At 70.1% G+C, this 24,303-nt stretch carries 24 protein-coding genes; 3 read left to right on the top strand and 21 right to left on the bottom strand.

What is annotated here, in order from left to right:
* Positions 1-72: 72 nt before the first annotated feature.
* From G582_RS0102330 to rpoE, 3 genes are all read right to left on the bottom strand, one after another.
* The gene (locus tag G582_RS0102330) at positions 73-1,629 is read right to left on the bottom strand and encodes a DegQ family serine endoprotease (protein ID WP_083960909.1); all 1,557 of its coding nucleotides are present in this window, start codon (positions 1,627-1,629) and stop codon (positions 73-75) included.
* Between the two features lie 73 nt (positions 1,630-1,702).
* Positions 1,703-2,599 (bottom strand): sigma-E factor negative regulatory protein, encoded by an 897-nt coding sequence (locus tag G582_RS15115; RefSeq protein ID WP_051246486.1) that lies wholly within the window; start codon positions 2,597-2,599, stop codon positions 1,703-1,705.
* A gap of 5 nt (positions 2,600-2,604) precedes the next feature.
* Positions 2,605-3,210 carry an RNA polymerase sigma factor RpoE gene (gene rpoE / locus G582_RS0102320; RefSeq protein ID WP_248642641.1) on the bottom strand — a complete coding sequence of 202 codons (606 nt, stop codon included), beginning with the start codon at positions 3,208-3,210 and terminating at the stop codon, positions 2,605-2,607.
* 181 nt (positions 3,211-3,391) lie between these two features.
* Here rpoE and G582_RS0102315 point away from each other — a divergent pair, with 181 nt between their 5' ends.
* Positions 3,392-5,467: a 3-hydroxyacyl-CoA dehydrogenase NAD-binding domain-containing protein gene (locus G582_RS0102315; RefSeq protein ID WP_028838454.1), complete on the top strand. Its 2,076-nt coding sequence runs from the start codon at positions 3,392-3,394 to the stop codon at positions 5,465-5,467.
* Between the two features lie 25 nt (positions 5,468-5,492).
* Here G582_RS0102315 and G582_RS17050 read toward each other — a convergent pair whose 3' ends face one another.
* The 17 genes from G582_RS17050 to G582_RS0102230 all read right to left on the bottom strand — a co-directional run bounded on the left by G582_RS17050 (position 5,493) and on the right by G582_RS0102230 (position 21,929).
* A complete protein-coding gene (locus tag G582_RS17050) occupies positions 5,493-7,571 on the bottom strand; it encodes a S9 family peptidase (RefSeq protein WP_028838453.1) in 2,079 nt (692 codons plus the stop codon).
* Positions 7,572-7,598: 27 nt separating this feature from the next.
* Positions 7,599-9,419 carry a hypothetical protein gene (locus G582_RS0102305; protein ID WP_028838452.1) on the bottom strand — a complete coding sequence of 607 codons (1,821 nt, stop codon included), beginning with the start codon at positions 9,417-9,419 and terminating at the stop codon, positions 7,599-7,601.
* A gap of 27 nt (positions 9,420-9,446) precedes the next feature.
* Positions 9,447-10,355, bottom strand: a complete 909-nt coding sequence (locus G582_RS0102300; RefSeq protein ID WP_028838451.1) for an ABC transporter ATP-binding protein — start codon at positions 10,353-10,355, stop codon at positions 9,447-9,449.
* A 94-nt stretch (positions 10,356-10,449) separates the two neighbouring features.
* Positions 10,450-10,860, bottom strand: a complete 411-nt coding sequence (locus tag G582_RS0102295) for a GntR family transcriptional regulator (protein ID WP_028838450.1) — start codon at positions 10,858-10,860, stop codon at positions 10,450-10,452.
* Positions 10,861-11,104: 244 nt separating this feature from the next.
* Positions 11,105-11,464, bottom strand: coding sequence for a PilZ domain-containing protein (locus G582_RS0102290; protein ID WP_028838449.1), 360 nt, complete (start codon positions 11,462-11,464; stop codon positions 11,105-11,107).
* A gap of 33 nt (positions 11,465-11,497) precedes the next feature.
* A complete protein-coding gene (locus G582_RS0102285) occupies positions 11,498-12,496 on the bottom strand; it encodes a DNA polymerase III subunit delta' (RefSeq protein ID WP_028838448.1) in 999 nt (332 codons plus the stop codon).
* Positions 12,493-13,143: a dTMP kinase gene (gene tmk, locus G582_RS15105; protein WP_038052505.1), complete on the bottom strand. Its 651-nt coding sequence runs from the start codon at positions 13,141-13,143 to the stop codon at positions 12,493-12,495. The genes G582_RS0102285 and tmk overlap by 4 nt, the downstream gene beginning before the upstream one ends.
* A 2-nt stretch (positions 13,144-13,145) precedes the next feature.
* Positions 13,146-14,198 carry an endolytic transglycosylase MltG gene (mltG, locus tag G582_RS0102275; RefSeq protein ID WP_028838447.1) on the bottom strand — a complete coding sequence of 351 codons (1,053 nt, stop codon included), beginning with the start codon at positions 14,196-14,198 and terminating at the stop codon, positions 13,146-13,148.
* Positions 14,195-14,974 carry an aminodeoxychorismate lyase gene (pabC, locus tag G582_RS15100; protein WP_051246483.1) on the bottom strand — a complete coding sequence of 260 codons (780 nt, stop codon included), beginning with the start codon at positions 14,972-14,974 and terminating at the stop codon, positions 14,195-14,197. The genes mltG and pabC overlap by 4 nt, the downstream gene beginning before the upstream one ends.
* Before the next feature lie 142 nt (positions 14,975-15,116).
* Positions 15,117-16,454, bottom strand: a complete 1,338-nt coding sequence (locus G582_RS0102265; RefSeq protein ID WP_028838446.1) for an aminodeoxychorismate synthase component I — start codon at positions 16,452-16,454, stop codon at positions 15,117-15,119.
* A gap of 55 nt (positions 16,455-16,509) precedes the next feature.
* Positions 16,510-17,748 carry a beta-ketoacyl-ACP synthase II gene (fabF, locus tag G582_RS0102260; protein ID WP_083960906.1) on the bottom strand — a complete coding sequence of 413 codons (1,239 nt, stop codon included), beginning with the start codon at positions 17,746-17,748 and terminating at the stop codon, positions 16,510-16,512.
* A 90-nt stretch (positions 17,749-17,838) separates the two neighbouring features.
* Positions 17,839-18,078 carry an acyl carrier protein gene (acpP, locus tag G582_RS0102255; RefSeq protein WP_028838444.1) on the bottom strand — a complete coding sequence of 80 codons (240 nt, stop codon included), beginning with the start codon at positions 18,076-18,078 and terminating at the stop codon, positions 17,839-17,841.
* 89 nt (positions 18,079-18,167) lie between these two features.
* The gene (gene fabG, locus G582_RS0102250) at positions 18,168-18,914 is read right to left on the bottom strand and encodes a 3-oxoacyl-ACP reductase FabG (RefSeq protein ID WP_028838443.1); all 747 of its coding nucleotides are present in this window, start codon (positions 18,912-18,914) and stop codon (positions 18,168-18,170) included.
* Complete coding sequence (gene fabD, locus G582_RS0102245; protein ID WP_028838442.1) at positions 18,911-19,867, bottom strand: ACP S-malonyltransferase; 957 nt, start codon at positions 19,865-19,867, stop codon at positions 18,911-18,913. The genes fabG and fabD overlap by 4 nt, the downstream gene beginning before the upstream one ends.
* A 130-nt stretch (positions 19,868-19,997) precedes the next feature.
* Positions 19,998-20,987 carry a beta-ketoacyl-ACP synthase III gene (locus G582_RS0102240; RefSeq protein WP_038052501.1) on the bottom strand — a complete coding sequence of 330 codons (990 nt, stop codon included), beginning with the start codon at positions 20,985-20,987 and terminating at the stop codon, positions 19,998-20,000.
* A gap of 177 nt (positions 20,988-21,164) precedes the next feature.
* The gene (gene rpmF, locus G582_RS0102235) at positions 21,165-21,359 is read right to left on the bottom strand and encodes a 50S ribosomal protein L32 (RefSeq protein WP_028838440.1); all 195 of its coding nucleotides are present in this window, start codon (positions 21,357-21,359) and stop codon (positions 21,165-21,167) included.
* Between the two features lie 51 nt (positions 21,360-21,410).
* Positions 21,411-21,929, bottom strand: a complete 519-nt coding sequence (locus tag G582_RS0102230; protein WP_028838439.1) for a YceD family protein — start codon at positions 21,927-21,929, stop codon at positions 21,411-21,413.
* A gap of 113 nt (positions 21,930-22,042) precedes the next feature.
* On the opposite strand from G582_RS0102230, the gene G582_RS0102225 reads away from it, so the two are divergent.
* Together G582_RS0102225 and G582_RS0102220 are read left to right on the top strand one after the other, a co-directional pair.
* The gene (locus G582_RS0102225) at positions 22,043-22,408 is read left to right on the top strand and encodes a hypothetical protein (RefSeq protein ID WP_028838438.1); all 366 of its coding nucleotides are present in this window, start codon (positions 22,043-22,045) and stop codon (positions 22,406-22,408) included.
* Positions 22,409-22,411: 3 nt separating this feature from the next.
* Complete coding sequence (locus tag G582_RS0102220; protein ID WP_028838437.1) at positions 22,412-22,990, top strand: Maf family protein; 579 nt, start codon at positions 22,412-22,414, stop codon at positions 22,988-22,990.
* Positions 22,991-23,006: 16 nt separating this feature from the next.
* On the opposite strand, the gene G582_RS0102215 is transcribed toward G582_RS0102220, so the two are convergent.
* Positions 23,007-24,302: a hypothetical protein gene (locus G582_RS0102215; protein ID WP_028838436.1), complete on the bottom strand. Its 1,296-nt coding sequence runs from the start codon at positions 24,300-24,302 to the stop codon at positions 23,007-23,009.
* Between the last annotated feature and the right edge of the window lies 1 nt (position 24,303).

Here is a 24,303-nt window from a genome sequence, read left to right as displayed (position 1 = left end):
ATGCAGCCCTGACGGCCTGCCGGCGCCGCGCCCGGCCGCGCTCACGACCGGGCGCAGGCTTGCACCATGCCCTCAGCGCTCGACCGGGGTCACCGTGACGTAGCGGGTGCCGCCGCCGCGCCGCACCAGCAGCATCACCGGCTTGTTGGCGCCGACCGCGCGCAACTGGGCGTCGAGGGCATCGACGCTGCCGACATCATGGCGACCCACCGCCAGCACCACGTCGCCGCGCTGCAGGCCCGCTTCGCGTGCGGCCTGCCCTTCGACGCGGGCGATCAGCACGCCCTCCTTTGGCTGCAGCCCCATGCCGCTGCGCTGCTGGGCGGTCAGTTCCTGGCCGATGATGCCCAGCGGGTTGGCCTGCGCGGGCGCCGCCGGCTTCTGGCCACTGCCCGCTTCGCCGCCGGCCGCTGCAACGCTTTCGTCGAGCGCGCCCAGGGTTGCGGTCAGGGTGCGCGGCTTGCCGTCGCGAATGACTTCCAGGGTGACCCTGCTGCCCGGTGCCATCGCGCCGATGATCGGCGGCAGATCGCTGGATTCGTACACGCGCTGGCCGTTGACGCTGCGGATCACGTCCTGCCGCTGCAGGCCGGCGCGTTCCGCGGCGCTGCCCGGCTCGATGGTCGCCACCAGCGCGCCGTTGGCATCGGCCAGGCCCAGCGCGCTGGCGGCATCGCGATCCATGCCCTGGATCTGCACACCCAGCTGGCCGCGGGTGACCTTGCCGGTCGCCTTGAGCTGCTGCACCGCGTTCATCGCCACGTCGATCGGAATGGCGAAGCTCACCCCCATGTAGCCGCCGGAGTTGCTGAAGATCTGCGAGTTGATGCCGACCACCTGGCCGCGGGTGTCCAGCAGCGGGCCGCCGGAGTTGCCGCGATTGATCGCCACGTCGGTCTGGATGAACGGCACGTAGCGCTGGTCGGCGCCGGGGTTGGCGCGGCCGACCGCGCTGACGATGCCGGCGGTGACCGAATGGTCGAGGCCAAACGGCGAGCCGATCGCCACCACCCACTGGCCGGGCTTGAGCGCGTCGGAATTGCCGATGCGCATAACCGGCAGACCCTTGGCGTCGATCTTCAGCAGCGCCACGTCCGACTGCGGGTCACTGCCCACCACCTTGGCGGTGAACTCGCGACGGTCGGACAGCTTGATGCGCACGGTGTCGGCGCCATCGACCACGTGATGGTTGGTGAGCAGGTAGCCGTCAGCCGAAATGATGAAGCCGGTGCCCAGCGAAGTGCCGCGCGGGCGCGCGTCCGGCATGCCCGGCATCCCCGGCATGGGGGTCATGCCGGGGCCGAAGAAGCGGCGGAAGAACTCGGGGATCTGTTCATCGCCCTCACCCCCGTCTTCCGGCATCTGCGGCATCCCTCGCGCCTGCGCCATGGCCTGCGAGCGGCCGCCGAGTTCCGCCTGCACGCTGACCACCGCCGGGCCAACCTGATCCACCAGCCGGGTGAAATCGGGCAGGCCGGCCACCAGCTCCGGCGCAGGCGTGGACGGCTGCGTCGCCAGCGGGGTCTGTGCATTGGCGGCGTTCTGGCCGCTGCAGGCACCCACGCCGGCCACCGCCAGCGCGGTGGTCAACAGCAGGGGACGCAGGGAAGCGAGCTTGATCGCGGGCATGGCAAGGGATTCCTCTTCGCGTGGATCGGAAACAGGGAAGGTGTGGCGCCGGGCGCGCCACGGGGCTGCACGGTCAGGGCTGCTGCTGGCCCTGCGCATCGGCGCCGGCGGCCGCTTGCGTGGAGGCCGCCTCGTCGGAAAGCAGCTTCGGCGGCGCGCCGAAGACCGGCGGGGCGAACGGATTGTCGGCACGCCGCGGGTGGTCGCCGAAGCCCACCGCAAGGCCGCCGCTGCCGGCGTACTGCGGCAGGATCGAACGTGGCCACGGACGGGTGACGATTTCGGCCTCGGGCAGGCCACGGAATTCCGGGGCGGCGACAGCGGGCGTCGCCGGAGTGACCGCGGCGATCTGCGCGTTGGCCTCGTCTGCGGTCGCGGTGGCCGCGACAGCGGCAGCCGGCCTGCTGCGCCGCGCCGGCTTGACGGACGCGGTGGCAGCGGCCGCCATCGAAGCAGCAGCCAGCATGTCCGACCCGCCGGCCGGGACCGTCGGCAACTGCGGCGCAGGCTGCGACGGTGCGGGCTGCCCATGCACCGGCGCGGCCGGAGTCGTCACGGCCACCTGCGCCGGTGCAGCGGGCGACGCATCGTTATCCAGCGCAGGCCGCCCCATCAGCACCACCACCGCCAGCGCGGCCGCAAGGGCGCCGATGCCGGCGCCGCGCCGCAGCCATGCCGGCCGCGAGGTTGTGGCAGCCGGGGCCGCCACCACTTCGCCGCCATGCAGCGCCGCGGAAACACGCGAGGCGAAATCGGCCGGCAGGCGCCGGGCCGGCGCCATCCCGCGCATCACGTCGCTGGCAATGCGCCAGCGATCCCAGCTCCCGGCCAGCTCGTCATCGTGCTGCAGCCGGCGCAGCAGGAAGCGGGTCTGGTCCTCCGGCAGCGCGCCGTCCATCAGCGCGGACAGCTGTTCGCGGCTGCTGAGCTGGGTGAGGTCGATGCAATGGCGGTCGGTATCGGTATTCATGGGCGTCATGAGGCGTGGGTACGCTTCGGAAGTTCATCGTGGTCCAGCAGGGGGCGCATGCGGGCATCGATGGCCTCGCGGGCGCGGAAGATGCGCGAACGCACCGTGCCGATCGGGCAGCCCATGCGTTCGGCGATTTCCTCGTAGCTCATGCCTTCCACCTCGCGGAAGGTGATGGCATCGCGCAGGTCCTGCGGCAATGCTTCGACCGCAGCCAGCACGGTTTGTTCCAGCTGGTGGCGCATCAACTCGCGCTCGGGGGTGTCGTTGTCGCGCAGGCGCAGGCCGGACTCGAACTGCTCGGCATCCTCGATTTCGATGTCCTCGCCCGGCGGGCGGCGCCCGTGCGAAGCCAGGTGGTTCTTGGCGGTGTTCACCGCAATCCGGTGCAGCCAGGTGGGAAACTGGGCCTCGCCGCGGAACCCGCCGATGGCCCGGTACGCGCGGATGAAGGTGTCCTGCGCCACGTCCTGCACTTCCGCCCAGTCGTGCACGTAGCGCGAGATCACCGCGGCCACGCGGTGCTGGTACTTGCGCACCAGCAGGTCGAAAGCGGCGGCATCGCCGCGTTGCACGCGGGCCACCAGGTCCTGGTCGAGGGCTTGCGACACCCGATCCTCCGTCATTTGCGCCGCAGCCTCGTGTTTGGGCCCGGTCGCCTCCGGGCGTTATGACAGCGATGTGCCGGCAAAGTTCCGCGACCCATGCCGCCTAGTTGATGGCGTTTAGACAAGTATTCAAGTTTTCGCGGGCTACGATAGCCGCTTCCCTGCTGATACGGATGGCATGCGCATGGCTGATTCCTCCGCCAACGGTTTCGACGGACTCCGCCTTCGTCACTGGCAGCCGCAGCGCCGCGACGACGGCGTGCTGGTGCTCTGCTTCGACCGCGCCGACGCGCCGGTCAACGCATTCTCGCAGGATGCGCTGATCGAGCTGGGCGAGGCGCTGGCGCGCATCGCCATCGAACCGCCGAAGGCGCTGGTGATCGCCTCCGGCAAGAGCAGCGGCTTCATCGCCGGTGCCGACCTGAAAGAGTTCCAGGAATTCGACCGTCGCGGCACCGTCAACGATGCCATCCGCCGCGGCCAGGATGTGTTCCAGACTCTGGCCAGCCTGCCCTGCCCCACGGTCGCGGCCATCCATGGTTTCTGCATGGGCGGCGGCACCGAGATTTCGCTGGCCTGCCGCTACCGCGTGGCCAGCAGCGACGCCTCCACCCGCATCGGCCTGCCGGAAGTGCAGCTGGGCATCTTCCCCGGCTGGGGCGGCAGCGCGCGGCTGCCGCGGCTGGTCGGCGCGCCGGCGGCGATGGACATGATGCTGACCGGTCGCGCGCTGAGCGCGAAGGCCGCGCGCGCCATTGGTCTTGTGGACAAGGTGGTGGAACCGGCGCAGCTGATCGACGCCGCCGCGGCGCTGGCGCTCAAGGGCAGCGTGCGTCCGTTCAAGCAGCGCGCACTGGGCTGGCTGACCAACACCTTGCCCGCGCGCAAGCTGCTGGCGCCGCAGATGGCCAAGCAGGTCGCGCGCAAGGCACCGAAGGCGTTCTATCCGGCGCCCTACGCGCTGATCTCGACGTGGGAGCGCAGCGGCGGCGCCGGCATCCGCACACGCCTGGACGCCGAGCGCCGCGCAGTGGTCAAGCTCGCCGGCAGCAGTACCGCGCGCAACCTGATCCGCATCTTCTTCCTCACCGAGCGGCTGAAGGCACTGGGCAAGGGCGAATCCGGCATCGCCCGCGTGCACGTGATCGGCGCCGGCGTGATGGGCGGCGACATCGCCGCGTTCGCCGCCTACAAGGGCTTCGAGGTGACGCTGCAGGACCGCGAGCAGCGCTTCATCGACGGCGCGCTGCAACGCGCGCAGGCGCTGTTCGAGAAGAAGGTGAAGGACGAGAGCAAGCGCCCGGCGGTGGCGGCGCGGCTGAGGTCGGATCTCGACGGCGCGGGCGTCAACGATGCCGATCTGGTCATCGAAGCCATCATCGAAAACCCCGACGCCAAACGCGACCTGTACCAGGCGGTCGAACCGCGGATGAAGGCGGACGCGCTGCTGACCACCAATACCTCGTCGATCCCGCTGGACGAGCTGCGCCCGCACATCGCGCGCCCGGCGCAGTTCGCCGGCCTGCACTACTTCAACCCGGTGGCGCAGATGCCGCTGGTGGAAATCATCCGCCACGACGGCATGGCCGCCGAGACCGAACGCCGGCTGGCCGCGTTCTGCAAGGCGCTGGGCAAGTTCCCGGTGCCCGTGGCCGGCACCCCCGGCTTCCTGGTCAACCGGGTGCTGTTCCCGTACATGCTCGAGGCCGCAACCGCCTACGCAGAGGGCATCCCCGGCCCGGCCATAGACAAGGCGGCCACCCGTTTCGGCATGCCGATGGGGCCGATCGAGTTGCTCGACACCGTGGGCCTGGACGTGGCCGCCAGCGTCGGCCGCGAGCTGGCGCCCTTCCTCGGTCTGGACGTGCCGGCGGCGCTGGCCACGGTCGAGGCCGGCAAGCGCGGCAAGAAGGATGGCCAGGGCCTCTACAAGTGGGAAAACGGCAGGGCGGTCAAACCCGAACTCCCGGCCGGCTTCGTGGCGCCCGACGATCTGGAAGACCGCCTGATCCTGCCGCTGCTCAACGAGGCGGTGGCCTGCCTGCACGAGGGCGTGGTCAGCGATGCCGATCTGCTGGACGCCGGGGTGATCTTCGGCACCGGCTTCGCGCCGTTCCGCGGCGGCCCGATCCAGCACATCCGCGCCGTCGGCGCCGACGCGCTGCTGGCGCGGCTGCAGGCGCTGCAGGCGAAGTACGGCGAACGCTTCGCACCGCGCGCCGGCTGGGATCAGCCGGTGCTGCGCTCGCCGCTCGCCTGATCCCCGCGATCGGCAGCACCGGCGCTCAGCGCGTCGGTTTTTTTGCCAGCGCGCGGAATTCCGGCCCCGCCGCGCGCAGGTTCTCGCGCAGGTAGGCCCGCAACTGCGGGCCCGCGGGCTCAGGCACCGGCCCGCCGAGGTGGCGCTGCAGCATCGTTTCCATCGCGAACAGATACGCCTCGCGCGGGATCGGTTCGAGCGGCGAATGGCCACCGCCGGGCTCCACCAGCAGAGTGACGGGCCACCCCGATGCTTTCAGCGTCGCCACGTAGTTCGTCACTTCGCGGATCGCCACGGTGCGGTCGGCGCCGCCAGCCATCACCAGCAGCGGCCGACGCATCCTTGCGGCATTCGCCAGCGGTGATTGCGCGTGCAGGCGGGCGAAGACCGCCGGATCGGTGGCGTCCAGCGACAGCGCCCGCAGGGTGTGGCGCAGCGAACGATCCGGCAGGTCGCCCTGCTCGCCGGCATCGACCAGCCAGCGCATCGACCAGCCGAGGTCCGTCGGCGGCGCGCCGGCCACGCCGACCTTGAACAACTCCGGCTGGAAAGTCACGCCCAGCAGCGCGGAATAGCCGCCGAACGAATGGCCGACGATGCCCACGCGATCGCCATCGCCGATGCCGCGGGCCAGCAGCCAGCGGACGCCCTCGACGATGTCGCGCTGCACGCGACCGTTGCCGTAATCGCCGTTGGGCGCAAACGTGTAGGCGCGGCCGTGGCCGGTGGAGCCGCGGAAGTTCGACTGGAACACCACGTAGCCGCGGTTGGCGAGGAACTGCGCCACGCCGTCGAAGCCGGGGCGGAAGTGGTTGATCGGCCCGCCGTGCACCTGCGCGATCAGCGGTGCGCGCGCCGGGTCCACGCCGGGCGGCAGCAGCACGAAGCCGTGCACGCGCAGGCCGTCGGAGGCGAGGTAGGACACCGCGAGCTTGCGCGCGAGCTGCGACTCCCGCGGCGAATGCGCGGTGATCGTGGCCTGGTCGAGGATGCGGCGATGCTTGCCGGTGCGCGGATCGAACAGGTGCCAACGCGGATCGCGCAGGGTCGCCGCGCGTTCGGATACCAGCCATTGCGCGCCCGGCCCGCTGCCGGGCTGCACGGCGATATCGCGGCCGGGGAATTGCTTGGCAATGCCAGCCACCAGCGCCTGCGCGTCGCCGATACCGTAGGTCGCCGCGGCCGTGCTGCGATAGCTTGCGACCAACGGCATCGAGGTGCGCGGGTCCAGCACGACCTCGTCGAGGTCGGCCTCAAGGCGCGGGTCTTCGTGCAGCGTCTGCAACTTGTCGTCGGCGGTCAGCCGCAGTAGGCGCCGGAAGTTGTCGGCGGGCACCCCGCTGCCCGGGTTGCCTTCCATCAGCAGGCTGCCATCGGGCATCGCGGCGAGCAGGTTCAGCCGTTCCATCGGCGCGAGGCGCAGCACTTCGCGCAGCGACCCATCCGGCAGCACGCGATGCAGGGCATCGTGGTCGCCCTCGAAACGCGCCAGCGCGACGATCCGGCCACGTGCATCCAGCGCGACATCGTGGACCCAGCGCGGGTCCTCCCGCAGCAGCGAGCGCTTGCCGTGCACGTCCATGCGAACGACCCGCCAGCGTTCGCGCTTGCCGATCGACACGCGCTCGCGCAGCAGCACCGCGGCCGGCTGCGACGGGTCGACCTTCATCGCCTGCCGGCGATCCGCGCCGCCCACCGGCACGCGCACGCCGGCACGGCCGTCCGCCGACACGCTGGCGAGCGACTTCGATCCGCGCAGGAACAGCCAGCGGCCGTCGCGCGACCAGAACAGTTGTTCGGCCTGGGTACTGGCGACCAGCACCCGCGGCTTGCCGCCCGCGACGGGCAGCAGGAACAGGCTGCGCGACTCCCCCTGCTCGCGCAGGTAGGCCACGTGGTCGCCGCCCGGCGACAGCTGCACCGCGGCCAGGCCGCGGCTTTCGAGGAAGGCGGTGCGCGGCAGTTGCGGTGCGCGCGGCAGCGCGCGCTGGGCGGCGATGGCGTTGCGCAGTTCGAAGGTGGAGTCGGCCGCCGGCAACTGCCCCGGCGCAAACAGCAGCGCGAGCAAGGCCAGCGTCCCGCACAGCTCACGGAACTTCGTCATCTCGATTTTCTCCGTAAGTCCGGGCGTTCAGGCCGCCGCGGTTTGCAGGTTGGGCAGCGCGGCTGGCAGGGTTTCGCGCTTCGGCACCATCAGCCAGAGCGCAACCAGCGCGGGCAGGCCGACCGCGCCGCACATCGCCACCCACAGCCAGCGTCTGCGCGGCGCAAGCTGCAGGCGCGCACTCAGCCAGATCGCGCCGAGCAAGGACGCCACGCAACCGGCCAGCGCCAGCCACAGCATGCTGCGCGGCATCGGCTGCGGCGGCGCGCGCAGCGGTTGCGGCGCTGCGTACAGGTCCTGCGCGCCCAGGCACAGCGTGCGCAGCACCGGCGACAGCCACCAGATGCGCGCGGTGTAGGCGGTCGGCAGGTCCTGGCCGATGTCGCGGCGCGCGATTTCGCGCACGCGGCCGTTGCCGTCCACGCGCAGCACCTGCTGGAACGGATGCTGCAACTCGCTCGACCACACGCCCCAGGTGTAGGTGAACGACACCAGGTAGCCATCGAGCAGTTCGATCACGTCCATCCGGCCGAGGTTGCCCACCTTGCCCGGCATCGGCACGCGCATCAGTGGCTGCAGCAGGTCGAGTCCGTTCATCGCCTCGCGGCCGGGATAGAAATAGGCGGCGCGGTCGCTGAGCAGCAGCAGGTTGTCGCCGGCCGGCTGCGGCGGGCTGGCCATCACTTCGCCCTGCGGCAGGTGGATGCGTTCATGGATGCGCCCCTGCCCGTCGTCGTACTGATAGACAGCGTGGGCGTTGTACAGATGGTTGGCGGCGAACGGCATCGTCGGTGCCGGGAACGCGGCCTGCGCCTCACCCACCCCGAGGTCGCCGCGCGTGCGCATGTCCAGCGTGCCGTAGCCGACGAAACGCATGCTGTCGTGCTTGAACACCCAGGTGATGTTGCGCTCGCCGTCAGTGAACTCCATCGGCTGCAGGTTGGTCATCTCGCCGCGGCGAGGCAGGTTGCGCAGCGGGTAATGCGTGTGCACGTCGGACAGCGCGATCTGCTCGCGCCACAGTTCCGCCTCCGGGTCGCGGCTGCGCTCGATGCCCATCAGCAGGATGTCCTTGCCTTCCGCGCGATCGGCCTCGATGTAGCCGCCGTGCGGCGGCGTTGCCATGTTGAGCGGATGGGTGCCGGAGGCCGTCCAGAACAGTTCGACCCCATAGCCCAGCATCCACGCCAGGAAATACGCGCCGAGCTGCACCGGCAGCGCGGTCGCGGCGGTGGCGACGAAGCTGCGCGGCGCGGCCACCGGATCGGGCCGGAACACGATGGCGACCAGCCCCGCCAGCACGGCCAGCAAGGTGGCCTGCAATGTCAGCATCGCCACGCCCGAGGCCTGCGCGAACATCAGCAGCATCGGCAGCACCAGCACCGCGAACGAATGCCGGCGGTCGCCGATCATCGCGTAGGCGCCCGCTGCGTAACCGATCAGGGCGACCAGCCAGCCGGCGATCGGCATCATCCAGTGGCGCATGTCCACCACGCGCGCGGTCATGGTGTCCTGGTACAGCGCGATCAGCGCGATCGGCAATGCCGCGGCGACCAACAGCAGCACCGCGCCCGCGCCACCCAGCGCGCCGGCGATCTGCAGGCGGTGCATCGGCCGGTGCAGCAGACTGAGCCATTGGTTCGGCTTGCGGTAGGTACCCATCTGGTACAGCCCGAGCAGGGTGCCGGCCACCGCGTAGGTCACGGCGAAGACCTGGTAGACCAGCAGCGGTTGCTGGGCGAGGTCGACGATGCGGGTCAGGAAACCCAGGACGCCGGCGTGCACCGCCGCGGCCGCGATGACCCAGGGGCGGAAACGCAGCAGTTCGCTCTTGAAGAGATCTTTCATGTTGGTGTCCTCAGGGCACGGCGCGGCTCAGGCCGCGATCGGCGCCGCATGGTTCTTGGCAAGGAAGGCGTTGACCGCGCGATCCAGGCTGACCGGCATCGACTGCACGTTGCGTGCGCCCGCCTCGCGCAGGAAGCGCTCGAAGCTGGCGTCCTGGTCCAGCACCAGGTAGTGGTGCAGGCCGTCGAGGCGCTGGGCTTCCAGCAGGCCGGGCACGCGGCGCGGGTCCGGACCCTTGAACGGCACGTCGGCCACCCAGTGGCTCACGCGCGCGGTGAAATCCTCCGGCGCCGACATGTGCCGCAGCTGCCCGCGCTCGAGGATGATGAGGTTGTCGGCAACCCGCTCGATCTCCTCCATCTGGTGCGAGCAATAGATCACCGTGCAGTCGTCGGCGGCGTTGCTGTACAGCAGCGACTCCAGGAAGGCGCGCTTGGCGACCACGTCCAGGCCCAGCGTCGGTTCGTCCAGCACCAGCAATTCCGGCCCTTGCGCCAATGCCAGCGCGAGGTTGAAGCCGGCCCGCTCGCCGCGCGAGAGCTGGCCGACCTTCTGCTCCGGCAGCACGTGGTAGTGGCCGATCACGCCGTCGAACGCCTGCTGGTTCCAACGCCCGTACTGGTGGTGCTGCATCGCCACCACCTGCGACACCCGCATCCAGTTAGGCAGGGTGTGTTCCTCGTTGACGAAGCCGATCCGGCTGCGGTCCTGCGGCGTGAGCGCTTGGCTGTCCTTGCCGAGGATGCGCGCATCGCCCGCGCTGGGCGGCATGAAGCCCAGCAGGATGCGGAACAACGTGGACTTGCCTGCGCCGTTGGCGCCGACGATGGCGTGGACCCGGCCGCGGGGAATCGCGAGGTCAAGCCGGTCCAGCGCCAGCTTGCGTCCGTAGCGCTTGGACAGCGCACGGGTTTCGATGATGAGGTCGTTGGGCATGTAGGCGTATCCGGATGGGCCCGCCGATCCGCGGATCGCTGTCCCCCTGCGTTGGACGCAGACGGACGGCCCCCGCGGCGGCGATGGCGGGGGGTCAGGCGGTCTTGCGGGGCACCAGCAGGTCGAAGGCGTCGGCGACCCGCGCCTGCACCTCGTCGGCTGCAAAGCCCAGCGGAATCACGTCATTGACGAAGCGGCCGACGGCGTCGTCCAGGCGGCGGTCCCGCTCGGCGTCGGACAATCGCTGGCGGGGTGCGGCAACGAACAGGCCCGTGCCCTGGCGCGATTCCAGCCAACCCTCGGTGGTCAGCTCGGCATACGCCTTGGCGACGGTATTCGGATTGATCATCAGCTGCTGGGCAAGCCCGCGGACGCTGGGCAGCTGATTGCCGTGCGTGAGCTCGCCGGTGGCGATCTTCATGCGCACGGCATCGACGATCTGGCGACCGATCGGGCGCGGATCGCCGGTGGCGACCTGGATCATCAGGGGGCTGGTTCGGGCCATGGTTGCACTGTCCTGTCTGTACTATTAGAAATAGTACAGCGCGAACAGCCATTCGTCGTCAACCTGCCTGCGACGAAACGCCTTGGGTGGCGATGAAGCCGGACCGGACGCGGCCCAACGAGGGCATGCGGGACTGGACTGCACGCACGGCCTCGCGTTTCCGCCGGCCAAGCATGCGCCGTCATCAGGGGCGTTCTTCAGCGCAGCGGGACAGCCACGCCGCTCCTCCAGACCGAAGCCGCAGTTACATCGTCTGGGTCGGCTGGTCCGCGTTGAGGGTGCCGGCCAGGGTGGTTTCGATCTTGCTGCGCACCGCCTCGCCTTCGGCGGTATCGGCGAACTGCACGCCGATGCCGGCGGCGCGGTTGCCCTGGGCGCCGGTGGGGGTCACCCACACCACCTTGCCGGCGACCGGCAGGCGTTCGGAGGAATCCGGCAGGGTCAGCAGCAGGAACACTTCATCGCCGATGAAGTAGCGGCGCGCGGTCGGCACGAAGATGCCGCCCTGGCGGATGAAGGGCATGTAGGCGTTGTACAGCGCCGCCTTGTCCTTGATTGCCAGCGACAGGATGCCCTGCCTTGCCCCACCGCTCGGATTGCTCATTCCCCGTTCCCTGTTAGTTGCCTGTCCCAAGCCTCAGCGCCACGCCAGCAGCGCTTCCGCCACCGCAAGGTCCGCGCGCACCGTGGTGTGCAGCAGCTCGCGGGCGCGATTGGCCGCGTCGAAGCGCGCGGCCAGCGTGCGGGTTGCCGCCGGATCGGTCAAGCCCGCGGCTTCGCGCAGCGCGAACTCGGCCAGATGACGCAAACGTTCCGCGGCGCGTCCGTCGGCCACCCAGCGCTGGGCGACTTCGCTGGCCTCGGCCTGCCCGCGCAGCAGCGCCTGCGCGTCCTTGACCACATCGCGGCGCAGCGCCAGACCATCGCCCGATGCCCATGCATCGGCCAGGCCGGGGTGCCCGCGAGCGGCATCCAGCGCTTCGCTGGCCAGCGCTTCCGCGTGGCCGCGCTGGCGCAGCCAGTGCAGGGCCTCGCCGCGCGACGGCAGCCGCAGCTCCAGCCGCTGGCAGCGGCTGCGGATGGTCGCCGGCAGCCGCGCCGGATTGGACGCCAGCAACCACAAATAACGGCCCGGCTGGGGCTCTTCCAGCGTTTTCAGCAGCGCGTTGAAGGCGCTCCAGTTGATCGCATCGCAGGGATCGACGATCACCACCTGCGCCCCGCCCAGCTGCGCGGTCATGCCCATCTTTTCCGACAGCACGCGGATCTGTTCGATCACGATTTCGCTGCGCGGCTTGCCGGTCTTATGGTTGATCTCGTAGCCGAGGAAGCGCAGGTCGGGATGCGCGCTGTGTCCCCACGGGTGCGCCGGCGCGCCGTCCGGGCGCACCTCAAGTGCTTCCATCTGCGCGCGCGAAGCAAACAGCGTGCAGCTCTTGCAAGCGTCACAGGCTTCGCCATCGGGGCGCGGCGACAGGCACAGCACGCGCCGCGCCAGGTGTTCGGCGAGCAGGCGCTTGCCGATCAATGCCGGCCCGGTGATCAGCGTTGCATGGCCGAAGTGGCCGGCTTTGATGGCGTCGGCCGCCTGCGTGTAGGCGCGCTGCAGCCAGGGCGAGAGCGGCGGCAGGTTCATGCCAGCGCCTTGCGGTAGTCGGCCAGCACCCCCAGCGCGGCGGCGGCGACGGTGGCCGCATCAGGGCCGGCGTCGAGCACGCGGATGCGCTGCGGATGGCGTGCGGCGCGGGCAAGGAAGCCTTCGCGCACGCGCTCGAAGAAGTCGTCGCGCTCGCGCTCGATTCGGTCGGGCGAGGCGCCGCCGAGCAGGTCGCGCCCGCGGGTGCGTTCACGTGCATGCGCCACGCCCAGATCCAGCAGCAGGGTCAGGCCGGGCTCGATGCCGACCGCGCGCCGCTCCAGTTCGGCGATGAAGCTTTCATCCATGCCGCGCGCCGCGCCCTGGTAGGCATAGCTGGAATCGGTGAAGCGATCGGAAATCACCCATGCGCCGCGTGCCAGCGCCGGCAGGACCACCTGCTGCACATGCTGCGCGCGCGCCGCGAACATCAGCAGCAGTTCGGCATGCGGATGCACCGCCTCGTCGCCGGCGTCCAGCAGCAGGCCGCGGATGCGCTCGGCCAGCGGCGTGCCGCCCGGCTCGCGGGTGCACACCACTTCGCAACCATCGGCCAGCAGCGCATCGCGCAGCGCGGACAGCACGGTGCTCTTGCCCGCGCCCTCGCCGCCTTCGATGGTCAGCAGGCGCGGCTTCGATTGCAACATCGTCACTTCGGCGTGGCTCCTTCACGCTCGGCTTGGCGCTGCGCGCGGTAGCGCTGCACGTAGCCGCGCACCGCGCTGTTGTGCGCGTCCAGCGAGGCGCTGAAGACGTGCCGCCCGCTGCCGTCGCCCACCGCGACGAAATACAGCGCATCGCCCGCCGCCGGCTGCGTGGCCGCCTGCAGAGCCGCCTTGCCGGGCATGGCGATGGGCGTCGGCGGCAGGCCGTCGCGGGTGTAGGTGTTGTAGGGCGTATCGGTGGTCAGGTCGCTGCGGCGGATGTTGCCGGCGTAGCTGGAGCCCATGCCGTAGATCACGGTGGGATCGGTCTGCAGGCGCATGCCGGTCTTCAGCCGGCGCACGAACACGCCGGCGATGGCCGGCCGCTCCTCGGCGATCCCGGTTTCCTTCTCGACGATCGAGGCCAGCGTCAGCGCCTGGTCGCGGTTGTCCAGCGGCAGGTCCGGTGTGCGCGATTTCCACGCCGCATCCAGCGCCTTGTCCATGCCGGCGTAGGCGCGCTTGAGGATGTCGAGGTCGGAATCGCCGCGCACCCAGGCATAGGTCTCGGGCAGGAAGCGGCCCTCCGGATGCTGGCCGGCGTGGCCCAGCGCCGCCATCAGCGCGGCGTCATCCATCTGCGTGGTGTTCTGCTCCAGCAGCGGCGCCTTGCGCAGCGCCGCGCGCAGATCGCGGATGTTCCAGCCTTCGATGATGGTGAACATGCGCCGCACCACCTTGCCGTCGCGCATGGCCTGCAGCAGCGCGCGCGGCGAGGTGTCCTCGCGCAGCGCGTATTCGCCCACCTGCAGCCGGCCGGCAGCACCGGTCTGGCGCGCCAGCAGCTGCCAGTACAGGCGGTCGCCGGTGTCCACGCCCTGCGCCTGCAGCTTGCGCAGCAGCTTGTCGAGGTTGTCGCCGCGCGCGACCACCAGCCCGGCGTTCGCCTGGATGCCGGACAGCGGCGTTTCGGCAAAGGTGCGGAAGCGATCCCAGTACCACGCCGCCACCGCCAGCACGGCCAGCAGCAGGATCAGCAGCGGCCGACGCGCCTTCATGCGCCCACCGCGGGATTGGAAAACATCGGATAGGCCATCGCCAGTCGCGCCTGCAGTTCGGTCAGCGCCGGGTGCGCCGCCCAGTTGCGCGCGCCCAGCAGGGAGACCGGCAGGATACCGCGCACGGCGTTGCAGAGCGCCAGTGCGTCGGCGTCCTCCACCTCGCCTGCCGTCAGTTCGGCCTCCTCCACCAGTCCCTGCGCCAGCAGCCAGCCGCGCAGCACCCCGGCCACGCCGCAGCGGGCAACCGGCGGCGTCAGCCAGCGGCCATTGCGATGCGCCAGCAGGTTGGCGGCAGTGGCACAGACCACGCGGCCTTCGCTGTCCCGCATCAGTCCTTCGTCGCAACCGGCGCGCTCGACTTCGCCGCGCGCCAGCACCTGTTCCAGCCGGTTGCAGTGCTTGATGCCGGCCAGCTCCGGCTGGATCGCCAACGGCATGTCGCAGACATGCAGGCGCAGGCCGGCGTTGACCATCGGCGGCAGTGGATGCAGCGCCAACGTCCAGACCGGCTGCGGATCTGCCGGCGGCGCATAGCCGCGGCCACCGTCGCCGCGGGTGATCAGCAGCTTGAGCACGCCTGCATCGGCGCCATCGATCATTTCGGCGATGCGTGCCTCGATGAAGGCCGGATCGGGCAAGCCGATGCCGAGCCGTTGCGCGCCTTCGCGTAGCCGCGCGAGATGACGCGACCACAGCGGCAGTTCGGCGCCATGCACGCGCATGGTTTCGAACAGGCCGTCGCCGTAGGCGAGGCCGCGATTGGAAATGGACAACTCCGTCGATCGAGTTACGCCGGAGAAAATCATTTTCTCTCCCAGCTGCCAGCGCAAGTTGCAAGCGGATGCCATGGGCCTTGGCGCACCAAGCGAGTATCGGGGAGCGACTGCGCCAAGGCCCATGGCATCCGCCGCTCGATCACTCGCATCCCAGTGCCCTCAACATTCCCCGCGCCTTCGCCCGCGTCTCCTCCAGCTCGCGCTGCGGATCCGAGTCGATCACGATGCCGGCGCCGGTGCGGAAACGCAGGGTGTCGCCCTCCACTTCGGCGCTGCGGATCAGGATGTTCAGGTCCATGTCGCCATCGTGCCCCAGCCAGCCCATCGCGCCGGTGTAGGCGCCGCGGCCCACGCCTTCCAACTCGGCCACGATCTGCATGCAGCGCACCTTCGGGCAGCCGGTGATCGTGCCGCCGGGAAACAGTGCCGCCAGCGCCTGCCCAGGCGTCACGTTCGCGCGCAACTGGCCGCGCACATTGCTGACGATGTGGTGGACGTGCGCGTAGCTTTCCACCGTCATCAGCTCGTCCACCTGCACGCTGCCCGGCGCGCACACGCGGCCGAGGTCGTTGCGCTCCAGGTCCAGCAGCATGACGTGCTCGGCGCGCTCCTTCGGATGGCCCACCAGCTCGCGGATGCGCGCGGCATCGTCGTCGCCGGGAAAACGCGCGCGGGTGCCGGCGATCGGGCGGGTTTCGGCAACGCCCGCGCGTACCGACAGCAGCCGCTCCGGCGAAGCGCTGACCACGCTGCCCCAGGCGCTGCGGAACAGCCCCGCGAACGGCGCGGGATTGTGCTGGCGCAGGCGCTGGAACAGCGCCGCGGGATCGAGCGCGCCGCCGAACCTCGCCTCCCAGCCGCGCGAGAGGTTGACCTGGAACACATCGCCGGCCGCAACGTAGTCCAGCACCCGCGCCACGCCATCGAGATAGCGCTGCGGTTCATCTTCTTCGATACGCCTCGGCGGCGCCCATGCCGGCAGCGGCGCCAGCGCGCGCGCGCGCTCGATGTCTTCCGCAAGGCGCAGCCGCCATGCATCGGAGTCGGCTTCCGCACAAACGCGAAGCTCACCGCTGCTGCGATCGCGCAGGACCACGGCCGGGCAGCGCAGCGCGATGGCCACCGGCAAGCCACCTTCCGCCTGCGGCAACGCCAGCACCGGCTCCACCTGCGCAGCCAACTCGTATCCCAGCAGCAGCGCCCAGCCGCCGGCCAGCGGCAGACCGGGGCCGGTCGCGGTCGCCTGCCATTGGCGGTCGAGCACGTCGAAGAAACAGCCTGCCAGCGCCTCGCCCGACAGCGTGCGCACCACCCCATCGCGATGCAGGGCGAAGCCCTCGCCAGCGTGTGCCAGCAGCAGATCGCGGCGACCGTGCGCGCCGGTGGCGCTGGATTCCAGCAGCACCGGGTAGCGCGCCGGAGCGAGCCGGTGCAGGTCGAGCAGGTCGATGTCGGCGGGAAGGGTTGGTTCGATCATCGGCAAGAGCACCCCTCCACGGCCCTCCCCTGCTATGCAAGGGAGGGAGCAAGTTTCAGACCCGCTTGAACACCAGCGTGCCGTTGGTGCCGCCGAAACCGAAGCCGTTGGATACCGCCACGTCGATCTTCGCTTCGCGCGCCACGTTCGGCACGTAATCAAGATCGCAGCCTTCGCCCGGGGTTTCCAGGTTGATGGTGGGCGGGATGATGCCGGTCTGCAGCGCCTTGATCGAATAGATCGCCTCCACGCCGCCCGCCGCGCCGAGCAGGTGGCCGGTCATCGACTTGGTCGAACTCACCATCGTCTTGTACGCATGCTCGCCCAGCGCGCGTTTGATCGCCAGTGTCTCGGCCAGATCGCCCAGCGGCGTGCTGGTGCCGTGCGCGTTGAGGTAGCCGATCTGGTCGGGATTGATGCCGGCGTCGCGGAACGCCATCGCCATGCAGCGCGCCGGGCCTTCGCCGTTCTCGCTGGGCGCGGTCATGTGGAAGGCATCGGACGATGCACCGAACCCGACCAGCTCGCAGTAGATGCGCGCGCCGCGGGCCTTGGCGTGTTCGTACTCCTCCAGCACCAGGATGCCGGCGCCGTCGCCCAGCACGAAGCCGTCGCGCTCGGCATCCCACGGCCGCGAGGCGCGGGTGGGATCGTCGTTGCGGGTGCTCATCGCCTTCATCGCGCAGAAGCCGCCCATCGCGGTCGGCGAGCTGCCGCGTTCGGCGCCGCCGGCGAACATCACGTCGGCATCGCCGTACTGGATCATCCGCATCGCCATGCCGATGCTGTGGTTGGCTGTGGCGCAGGCGGACACGGCCGAGAACGTCGGCCCCTTGATCCCGGTCGCCAGCGACAGCTGGCCCGGCATCATGTTGATGATGGTGCTGGGGATGTAGAACGGGCTGATCTTGCGCACCCCGCCCTCGTGCAGCTTGATCGCGGTTTCCTCGATGCCCCAGATGCCGCCGATGCCGGCACCGATCAGCGCGCCGATGCGCTCGGCGTTGGCCTCCGTCACTTCCAGCCCGGCATCGTCCTTCGCCATCAGCGAAGCGGCCATGCCGTAGTGGATGAAGTGGTCCATCTTCTTGGCGTCCTTCGGGTTCACCCAGCGGGTGATGTCGAAGTCGCGCACCTCGCCCGCGATGCGGGTGGGATAGGTGCTGGCGTCGAAGCCCTCCACCGTGCCAATGCCCGAGCGGCCGTTGACGATGCCGTCCCAGTTGCTGGCCAGGTCGTTGCCCAGCGGCGAGACGATGCCCATGCCCGTGACCACCACGCGTCGCTTGCCCATCGTCGTCTCCTCCACGCTTTTCGTTACGTTCGGTGCAAATACAGGGGGCCGCATGCGCGGCCCCCGGGGTACAGCTGGCGGACGCCGGGCTTACGCCTTGACGTGGGCCTTGATGTAGTCGATCGCAGCCTGCACGGTGCTGATCTTTTCCGCGTCTTCATCCGGGATTTCGCACTCGAACTCTTCCTCGAGCGCCATCACCAGCTCCACGGTGTCCAGCGAATCCGCGCCCAGGTCGTCCACGAACGACGCGCTGTTGGTGACGTCTTCTTCCTTGACGCCCAGTTGTTCGACGACGATCTTCTTGACGCGCTCTTCGATGTTGCTCATGTGGGTTGCTCCTCCCGGAAATCGGGTCGTTCAGTGGTGAAGTGTACGGGAAACCCGGGCGACATGAGGACAGGCCGCCCGGCGGTAAATCACGGCATGTACATGCCGCCGTTGACGTGCAGGGTCTCGCCGGTGATGTAGGTCGCCGACGGCCCCGCGAGGAAAGCCACCGCGCGGGCGATGTCGGCCGGTTCGCCCAAACGGCCCAATGCGATCTGGCCCAGCATCGCCTCCTTCGCGGCCTCCGGCAGGTCGGCGGTCATGTCGGTGGCGATGAAGCCCGGCGCAACCACGTTGACGGTGATCCCGCGCGAGCCGATTTCTTTCGCCAGCGACTTGCTGAACGCGATGATGCCGGCCTTGGCCGCGGCGTAGTTGGCCTGGCCGGCGTTGCCGGTGACGCCGATCACCGAGGCGATATTGACGATGCGGCCCTTGCGCGCCTTCATCATCCCGCGCAGCACCGCCTTCGACGCGCGATAGACGGAGGTCAGATTGGTGTCGAGGACGGTCTGCCAGTCCTCGTCCTTCATCCGCATCAGCAGATTGTCGCGGGTGATCCCGGCATTGTTGACCAGGATCGAGATGGCGCCGAATTCGCTGGACACGGCCTCCACCAGCGCTTCGATGGCGCCGGCTTCGTTCACGTTGAGGCGACGGCCGTGGCCGCCGCGCGCGGCCAGCCGCTCGCCGATCGCCTGCGCGCCGGCGTCGCTGGTGGCGGTGCCGATGACGGTGGCGCCGAGCGCCGCCAGTTCATCCGCGATCGCCGCGCCGATCCCGCGCGATGCGCCGGTGACCAGCGCGACTTCACCTTGCAGCAACAACTCGCTCATGCCTTCCATTCCTCGATGGCGCCGGCGAACTCGGCCGGCGTGCCCAACGCGCGTGCGTCGAGCGATTTGTCGATGCGCTTGGCCAGCCCGGCCAGCACCTTGCCTGGGCCGCATTCGCCGATGCGGACGACGCCGCGCGCGGCCAGCGCCTGCATGCAGCCGGTCCACTGCACCGGCAGGTAGAGCTGGCGCACCAGCGCGTCACGGATCGCATCGACGCTGTCGTGCGCGTGGGCGTCCACGTTCTGCACCACCGGCAGCGCCGGCAGCTTCCATTCCAGCCCGGCCATGGTCTGCGCCAGCCGGTTGGCCGCTTCGCGCATCATCGGCGTATGCGACGGCACGCTGACCGCCAGCTTGACCGCCTTGCGCACGCCCTTTTCCTGCAGCAGCGCCAGCGCGCGGTCCACCGCCGCGGCATCGCCGCCGATCACGATCTGGCCGGGCGAGTTGTAGTTGGCCGGCACCACCACCTGCGCACCGGAGGCCTCCGCGCAGACCGCTTCCACCAGCGCATCCTCGGCGCCCAGCACCGCCGCCATCGCGCCGGTGCCTGCGGGCGCTGCGTCCTGCATCAGCTGGCCGCGAATGCGCACCAGATGCGCACCGTCGTGCAGCGACAGCGCGCCGGCCGCGACCAGCGCGGTGTATTCGCCCAGACTGTGGCCTGCCAGCACCGACGGCATCGGCCCGCCCTGCTCGTTCCACAGCCGCCACACCGCCACGCCCGCGGCCAGCAGCGCCGGCTGGGTGTACTCGGTGCGATTGAGCATTTCCTCCGGGCCGCCCTGCGACAGCGCCCACAGGTCCACGCCGGCGCCATCGGAGGCCTCCTGGAACGTGGCCTTCACGGAAGGATGCAGCTCGGCCAGTTCGGCCAGCATGCCGACCGCCTGCGATCCCTGACCGGGAAACACCAGCGCGACCGGATTGGATTGGATGGCTTCGCTCACGCTATGCAAACCGTGCAGATGTGGCGCAGGACGGTGCCCTGCGTTGGGGCGGGCATGATACGAGCAATTGCTCTAGCCTGTCTGTACCGGGGCGTATTGGCGGGCCGGATGCGTGTCCGGCGGCGCGGACTCAGTAGCGCAGCAGCGCCGAGCCCCAGGTGAAGCCGCCGCCGAACGCTTCCAGCAGCACCAGCTGGCCGCGCTGCACCCGGCCCGAGCGCACCGCCTCGTCCAGCGCCAGCGGCACCGAGCCGGACGAGGTGTTGCCGTGACGGTCGACGGTGACGATGACGCGGTCCATCGGCATCGCCAGCCGCTTGGCAGTGGCTTCGATGATGCGCAGGTTGGCCTGGTGCGGCACCAGCCAATCCAGCGCGGTGCGATCCAACCCGTTCGCCTGCAGCGCTTCCTCGACCACCGAGTCCAGCGCCTTCACCGCGTGCTTGAACACCTCGTTGCCGGCCATCATCACCCGCACGCCGGCGTTCTCTTCTTCCGGCTTGAAGCCGACCGAGACACCCACCGGATTCCACAGCAGTTCGGCCTTGCTGCCGTCGGCATGCATGTGGGTGCTGAGGATGCCGGTGTCGGTATCGGCCTTCAGCACCACCGCGCCGGCGCCGTCGCCGAACAGCACGCAGGTGCCGCGGTCGTTCCAGTCCAGCATCCGGGTCAGGGTTTCGGCGCCGATCACCAGCGCGGTTTTCGCCGCGCCGGAACGGATGAACTTGTCGGCGATGGTCAGCCCGTAGATGAAACCGGAGCAGGCGGCGTTGACGTCGAACGCCGGGCAGCCGGCCACGCCCAGCTTGTGCTGGATCAGGCAGGCGGTGGACGGGAAGATGAGGTCGGGCGTGGTGGTGCCGACCACGATCAGATCCAGCTCACTGGCAGCGACGCCGGCAGCCTCCAGCGCGCGCAGCGCGGCCTGGTAGCCGAGGTCGCTGGTGGTCTGGCCTTCCGCCGCGACATGGCGCTCGCGGATGCCGGTGCGTGCGGCGATCCACTCGTCGCTGGTGTCCACCATCTTCGCCAGGTCGTCGTTGGTCAGGACCTTCTCGGGCAGGTAGCTGCCGGTGCCGGCGATGCGGGCGTAGATGCGGCTTTCGGTCTGGCTCATGCGGACGGCAACTCCCCTGATCAAGCGGACAAGATTAGCCGATGCGGGGCGCGGGCGCGGCCGAAGCCATCGCCGCGGCCGCCGCCATCGGGATTGCGGGCGCAGAAACGCCAACGGCCGCGCCATGAGGCGCGGCCGGGCGTGGTGCGTCGTGGCGCCGGCCTTGCGGCCGACGGATCACTCTTCGTCAGCCACCTTGGTCTTCGGCACGATGACCTGCTTGCCGCGGTAGTAGCCGTCGGCGGTCACGTGGTGGCGCAGGTGGGTCTCGCCGCTGGTCGGATCGGTGGCCAGCTGCTTGGCGGACAGGGCGTCGTGGGCGCGGCGCATGCCGCGGCGGGACGGGGAAACGCGGGACTTCTGGACAGCCATCGGACAACTCCAAGAAAAACGTATGTGACGCGCGATGCGGCGATTATCGCACTATTCCTTCTTCCACCCGGCCAACGCCGCGAACGGGTTGGCCTGGGCGGTTTCCTCCACGGTGGGCGCGAAGTCGCGCTCGACCGTCTCGGCATCGGGCGAGACCGGCACCACCGGCAACGCCAGAATCAATTCGTCCTCGACCAGCTCGGCCGGCCGCAGCATGCCGTCGGCGGGCACCAGCAGCGGATCGTAATCCGGCGGCAGGGCCGCTTCGTCGGCCTCGTCACGGATCAAGCCCAGCCGCTGCACCAGCCGCACCGGCTGCACGAACCGCTGCAGGCTGCGCTGGCATTCCAGCGGCAGTTCCGCATCGATCCGCAGCTCGACGTGGGGCACCTTCAGGCTGTCGGTATCGAAGGCCAGCATGTAGCGGACCTCGCCTTCGGCATCGACCAGACTGCCGCGCAGCCGCGTCATCGCCGCCAGCGGAATCCTGCCTTCGAACTCGCGCCGCGCCGCCACCATGCGCCAGGCATCCAAGACTTCTGGCACCCGGCTTGTCGGCTGTTCGGACATAAGCCGCAAAATGCTACGCGTCGCCCCGACCGCTGTCAAATCCATCCGCGCGCGGGCCGCAGCAGCATCCTCGCCGGTTTGCGGGCCCGGGCGGGCTCGCGCAGACTGCGCCGATGGAAATCCTGCTCCCATTGCTCTTCCTCGCGCTCGCTGGCTGCGCGTCCTGGCTGGCGCTGCGCCTGCGCCGCGGCAGCCGTGGCCGCCAACAGGCGATCTCGCAGCTGCTGGACGCGGCCGATGCGCTGGAGTCGCGCCTGCGGGCGGCGCGCGCAGAGATCGAGGCGGTGGCCGGCAGCGACGAGAACCCGGTGCGCACGGCCATGCAGGAGTTGCTGCGGCAGCGGCTGTGGCTGCAGGAAAACGCCGAGCGCGCCAGCCTGGAGCAGCTGCACGGCGTGCGCGATGCGCTGGACGCCGCCCGCGCCAGCATCGAGCGGCAGCTGCAGCAGGTCGATCGCGCCCGCGCCGGGACAGCCTGACCGATGCCCCGGCTGACCCTCGCCTCGACCTCGCGCTACCGCCGCGAATTGCTGGAACGGCTGCGCCTGCCGTTCGACGTCGCGAGACCGGATGTGGATGAAACCGCCCTGACCGGCGAAACCCCGCTGACGCTGGCGACGCGCCTGGCCGAAGCCAAGGCGCAGGCGGTGGCGCGCACCCTGACCGGCGACAGCTGGGCGCTGGGCTCGGATCAGGTCGCCGACCTCGGTGGCCGGCCGCTGGGCAAGCCGGGCGGCCGCGACGCCGCCATCGCCCAGCTGCGGGCGATGTCCGGCGGCGTGGTGCATTTCCATACCGCGCTGTGCCTTGCCCATGCCGACGGCCGCGCGCTTGCCGCCATCGACCTCACCGAAGTGCGTTTCCGCGCGTTGACCGACGCCGAGATCGAACGCTACGTGGATGCCGAACAGCCGTTCGACTGCGCCGGCAGCTTCAAGTCGGAGGGCCTGGGCATCACCCTGTTCAAGTCCATCGACAACCGCGACCCGACCGCGCTGATCGGACTGCCATTGATCGCCACCTGCGCGCTGCTGCGGCAGGCGGGTTTCACCCTGCCTTGAGTGGACGCGGGCACCGTCAGTCGGCGTCGGCGCGGTCGAACGGGGCGAAACCCCATTGCCGCAGCAGCGCCAGCCGCTGCCGCGCGGCGGCGGCGCGGTCGCCGTAGGCCTGCGCCAGCAGCGCGTCGTCCAGCTGCGGCCAATCCGCGCGGATCTGCGCGGCGAACGCGACCGCGCGCTGGTGCGTGGTCCGGGCCTTCTTCGCCAGATGCGCGCCATTCACCGCCGCGAACAGCAGCGTGACAATCAACAGCGGTCGCACCCAGCGCCAGGCCGTCGCGACATCGCGCCAGGCCAGCACCATCAGGCCCAGCCAGCCGATCCAGAACAACAGCGCGAAGCTGGCATAACGGGTCACGAACGCATGGTCCGTGCCGAAGCTGCCGACGCGCCCCAGCGCCGTGAGCAGGGCGCAGCCCAACGCGAACGCCATCAGCGCCAGCCACGGCCGGGCCTGCGCCTGCCGGCGGCAGCGCCCGGCGGCGGGGATCGCCAGCACCAGGGCCAACAACGTCCACCACGGCGCGATGTTTTCGGCGAACCGCAGCACCCCGCCGCCAAGGTAGTTGAGCGCGTACAGCGCCAGCACGCCGGCGCCGGGCAGCGTCACCGGCTGGCCGCGCGCCGCCAGCAGCCATGCCACCAGGGCGCCGCCGGCCAGCAGCCATGGCAGTGCAAAGGCGATGCGCCGCGACCACGGCCACTCGCCGCGCAGCGCCACCAGCGCCAGCGCCACCGGGAACACCGCCAGGGTGGTGGAAAACCCCAGCACGCCGACGATCGCCAGCACCACGCCAGCGAGGTTCAGCACCAGCGTAGGGCGTTCCAGCGTCAGCCAGTGGATCGGCGCCACCGCCCCCAGCAGGCTGATGAACACCGCCACCTGCCAGCCCCACTGCAGGTTGGCCAGATGGCCCGGGTGGGCGATCAGCAGCAGCATCGCCCACCACCAGCCGCGCCCCTCCCGGCCGCCGCGCCAGCCGTTGCCGACCAGCCGCCACAGCGTCCACGCCAGCAGCGCGTAGAACCCCCAACCGGCCACGCAGTCCAGCCACGCCCGCCCACCCGACAGCCAGGTGGTGGCCAGCAGCACCGCATAGGCCGCGGAATGGAAATGGCTGCCGTCGTGGATGCGCCAGAACTGCGAGGCGGCAAGCGCGCCGCGCTGCCAGGCGTCGTAGATCGGGACCAGATCGATGTGGTCCCACAGCATCAATGGCAGCTGCAGCTGCAGGGTGGCGGCCAGCAGCAGGCACAGGGCCAGCGGCAGCGCCGCGGCCGGCAGCGGGGAAAGGCGGGAGGCGGTGGGCATG

The organism is Thermomonas fusca DSM 15424 (assembly GCF_000423885.1).
In the GTDB taxonomy this organism is placed as follows: Bacteria; Pseudomonadota; Gammaproteobacteria; order Xanthomonadales; family Xanthomonadaceae; genus Thermomonas; species Thermomonas fusca.
This window is presented reverse-complemented; position numbering and strand designations above follow the sequence as displayed.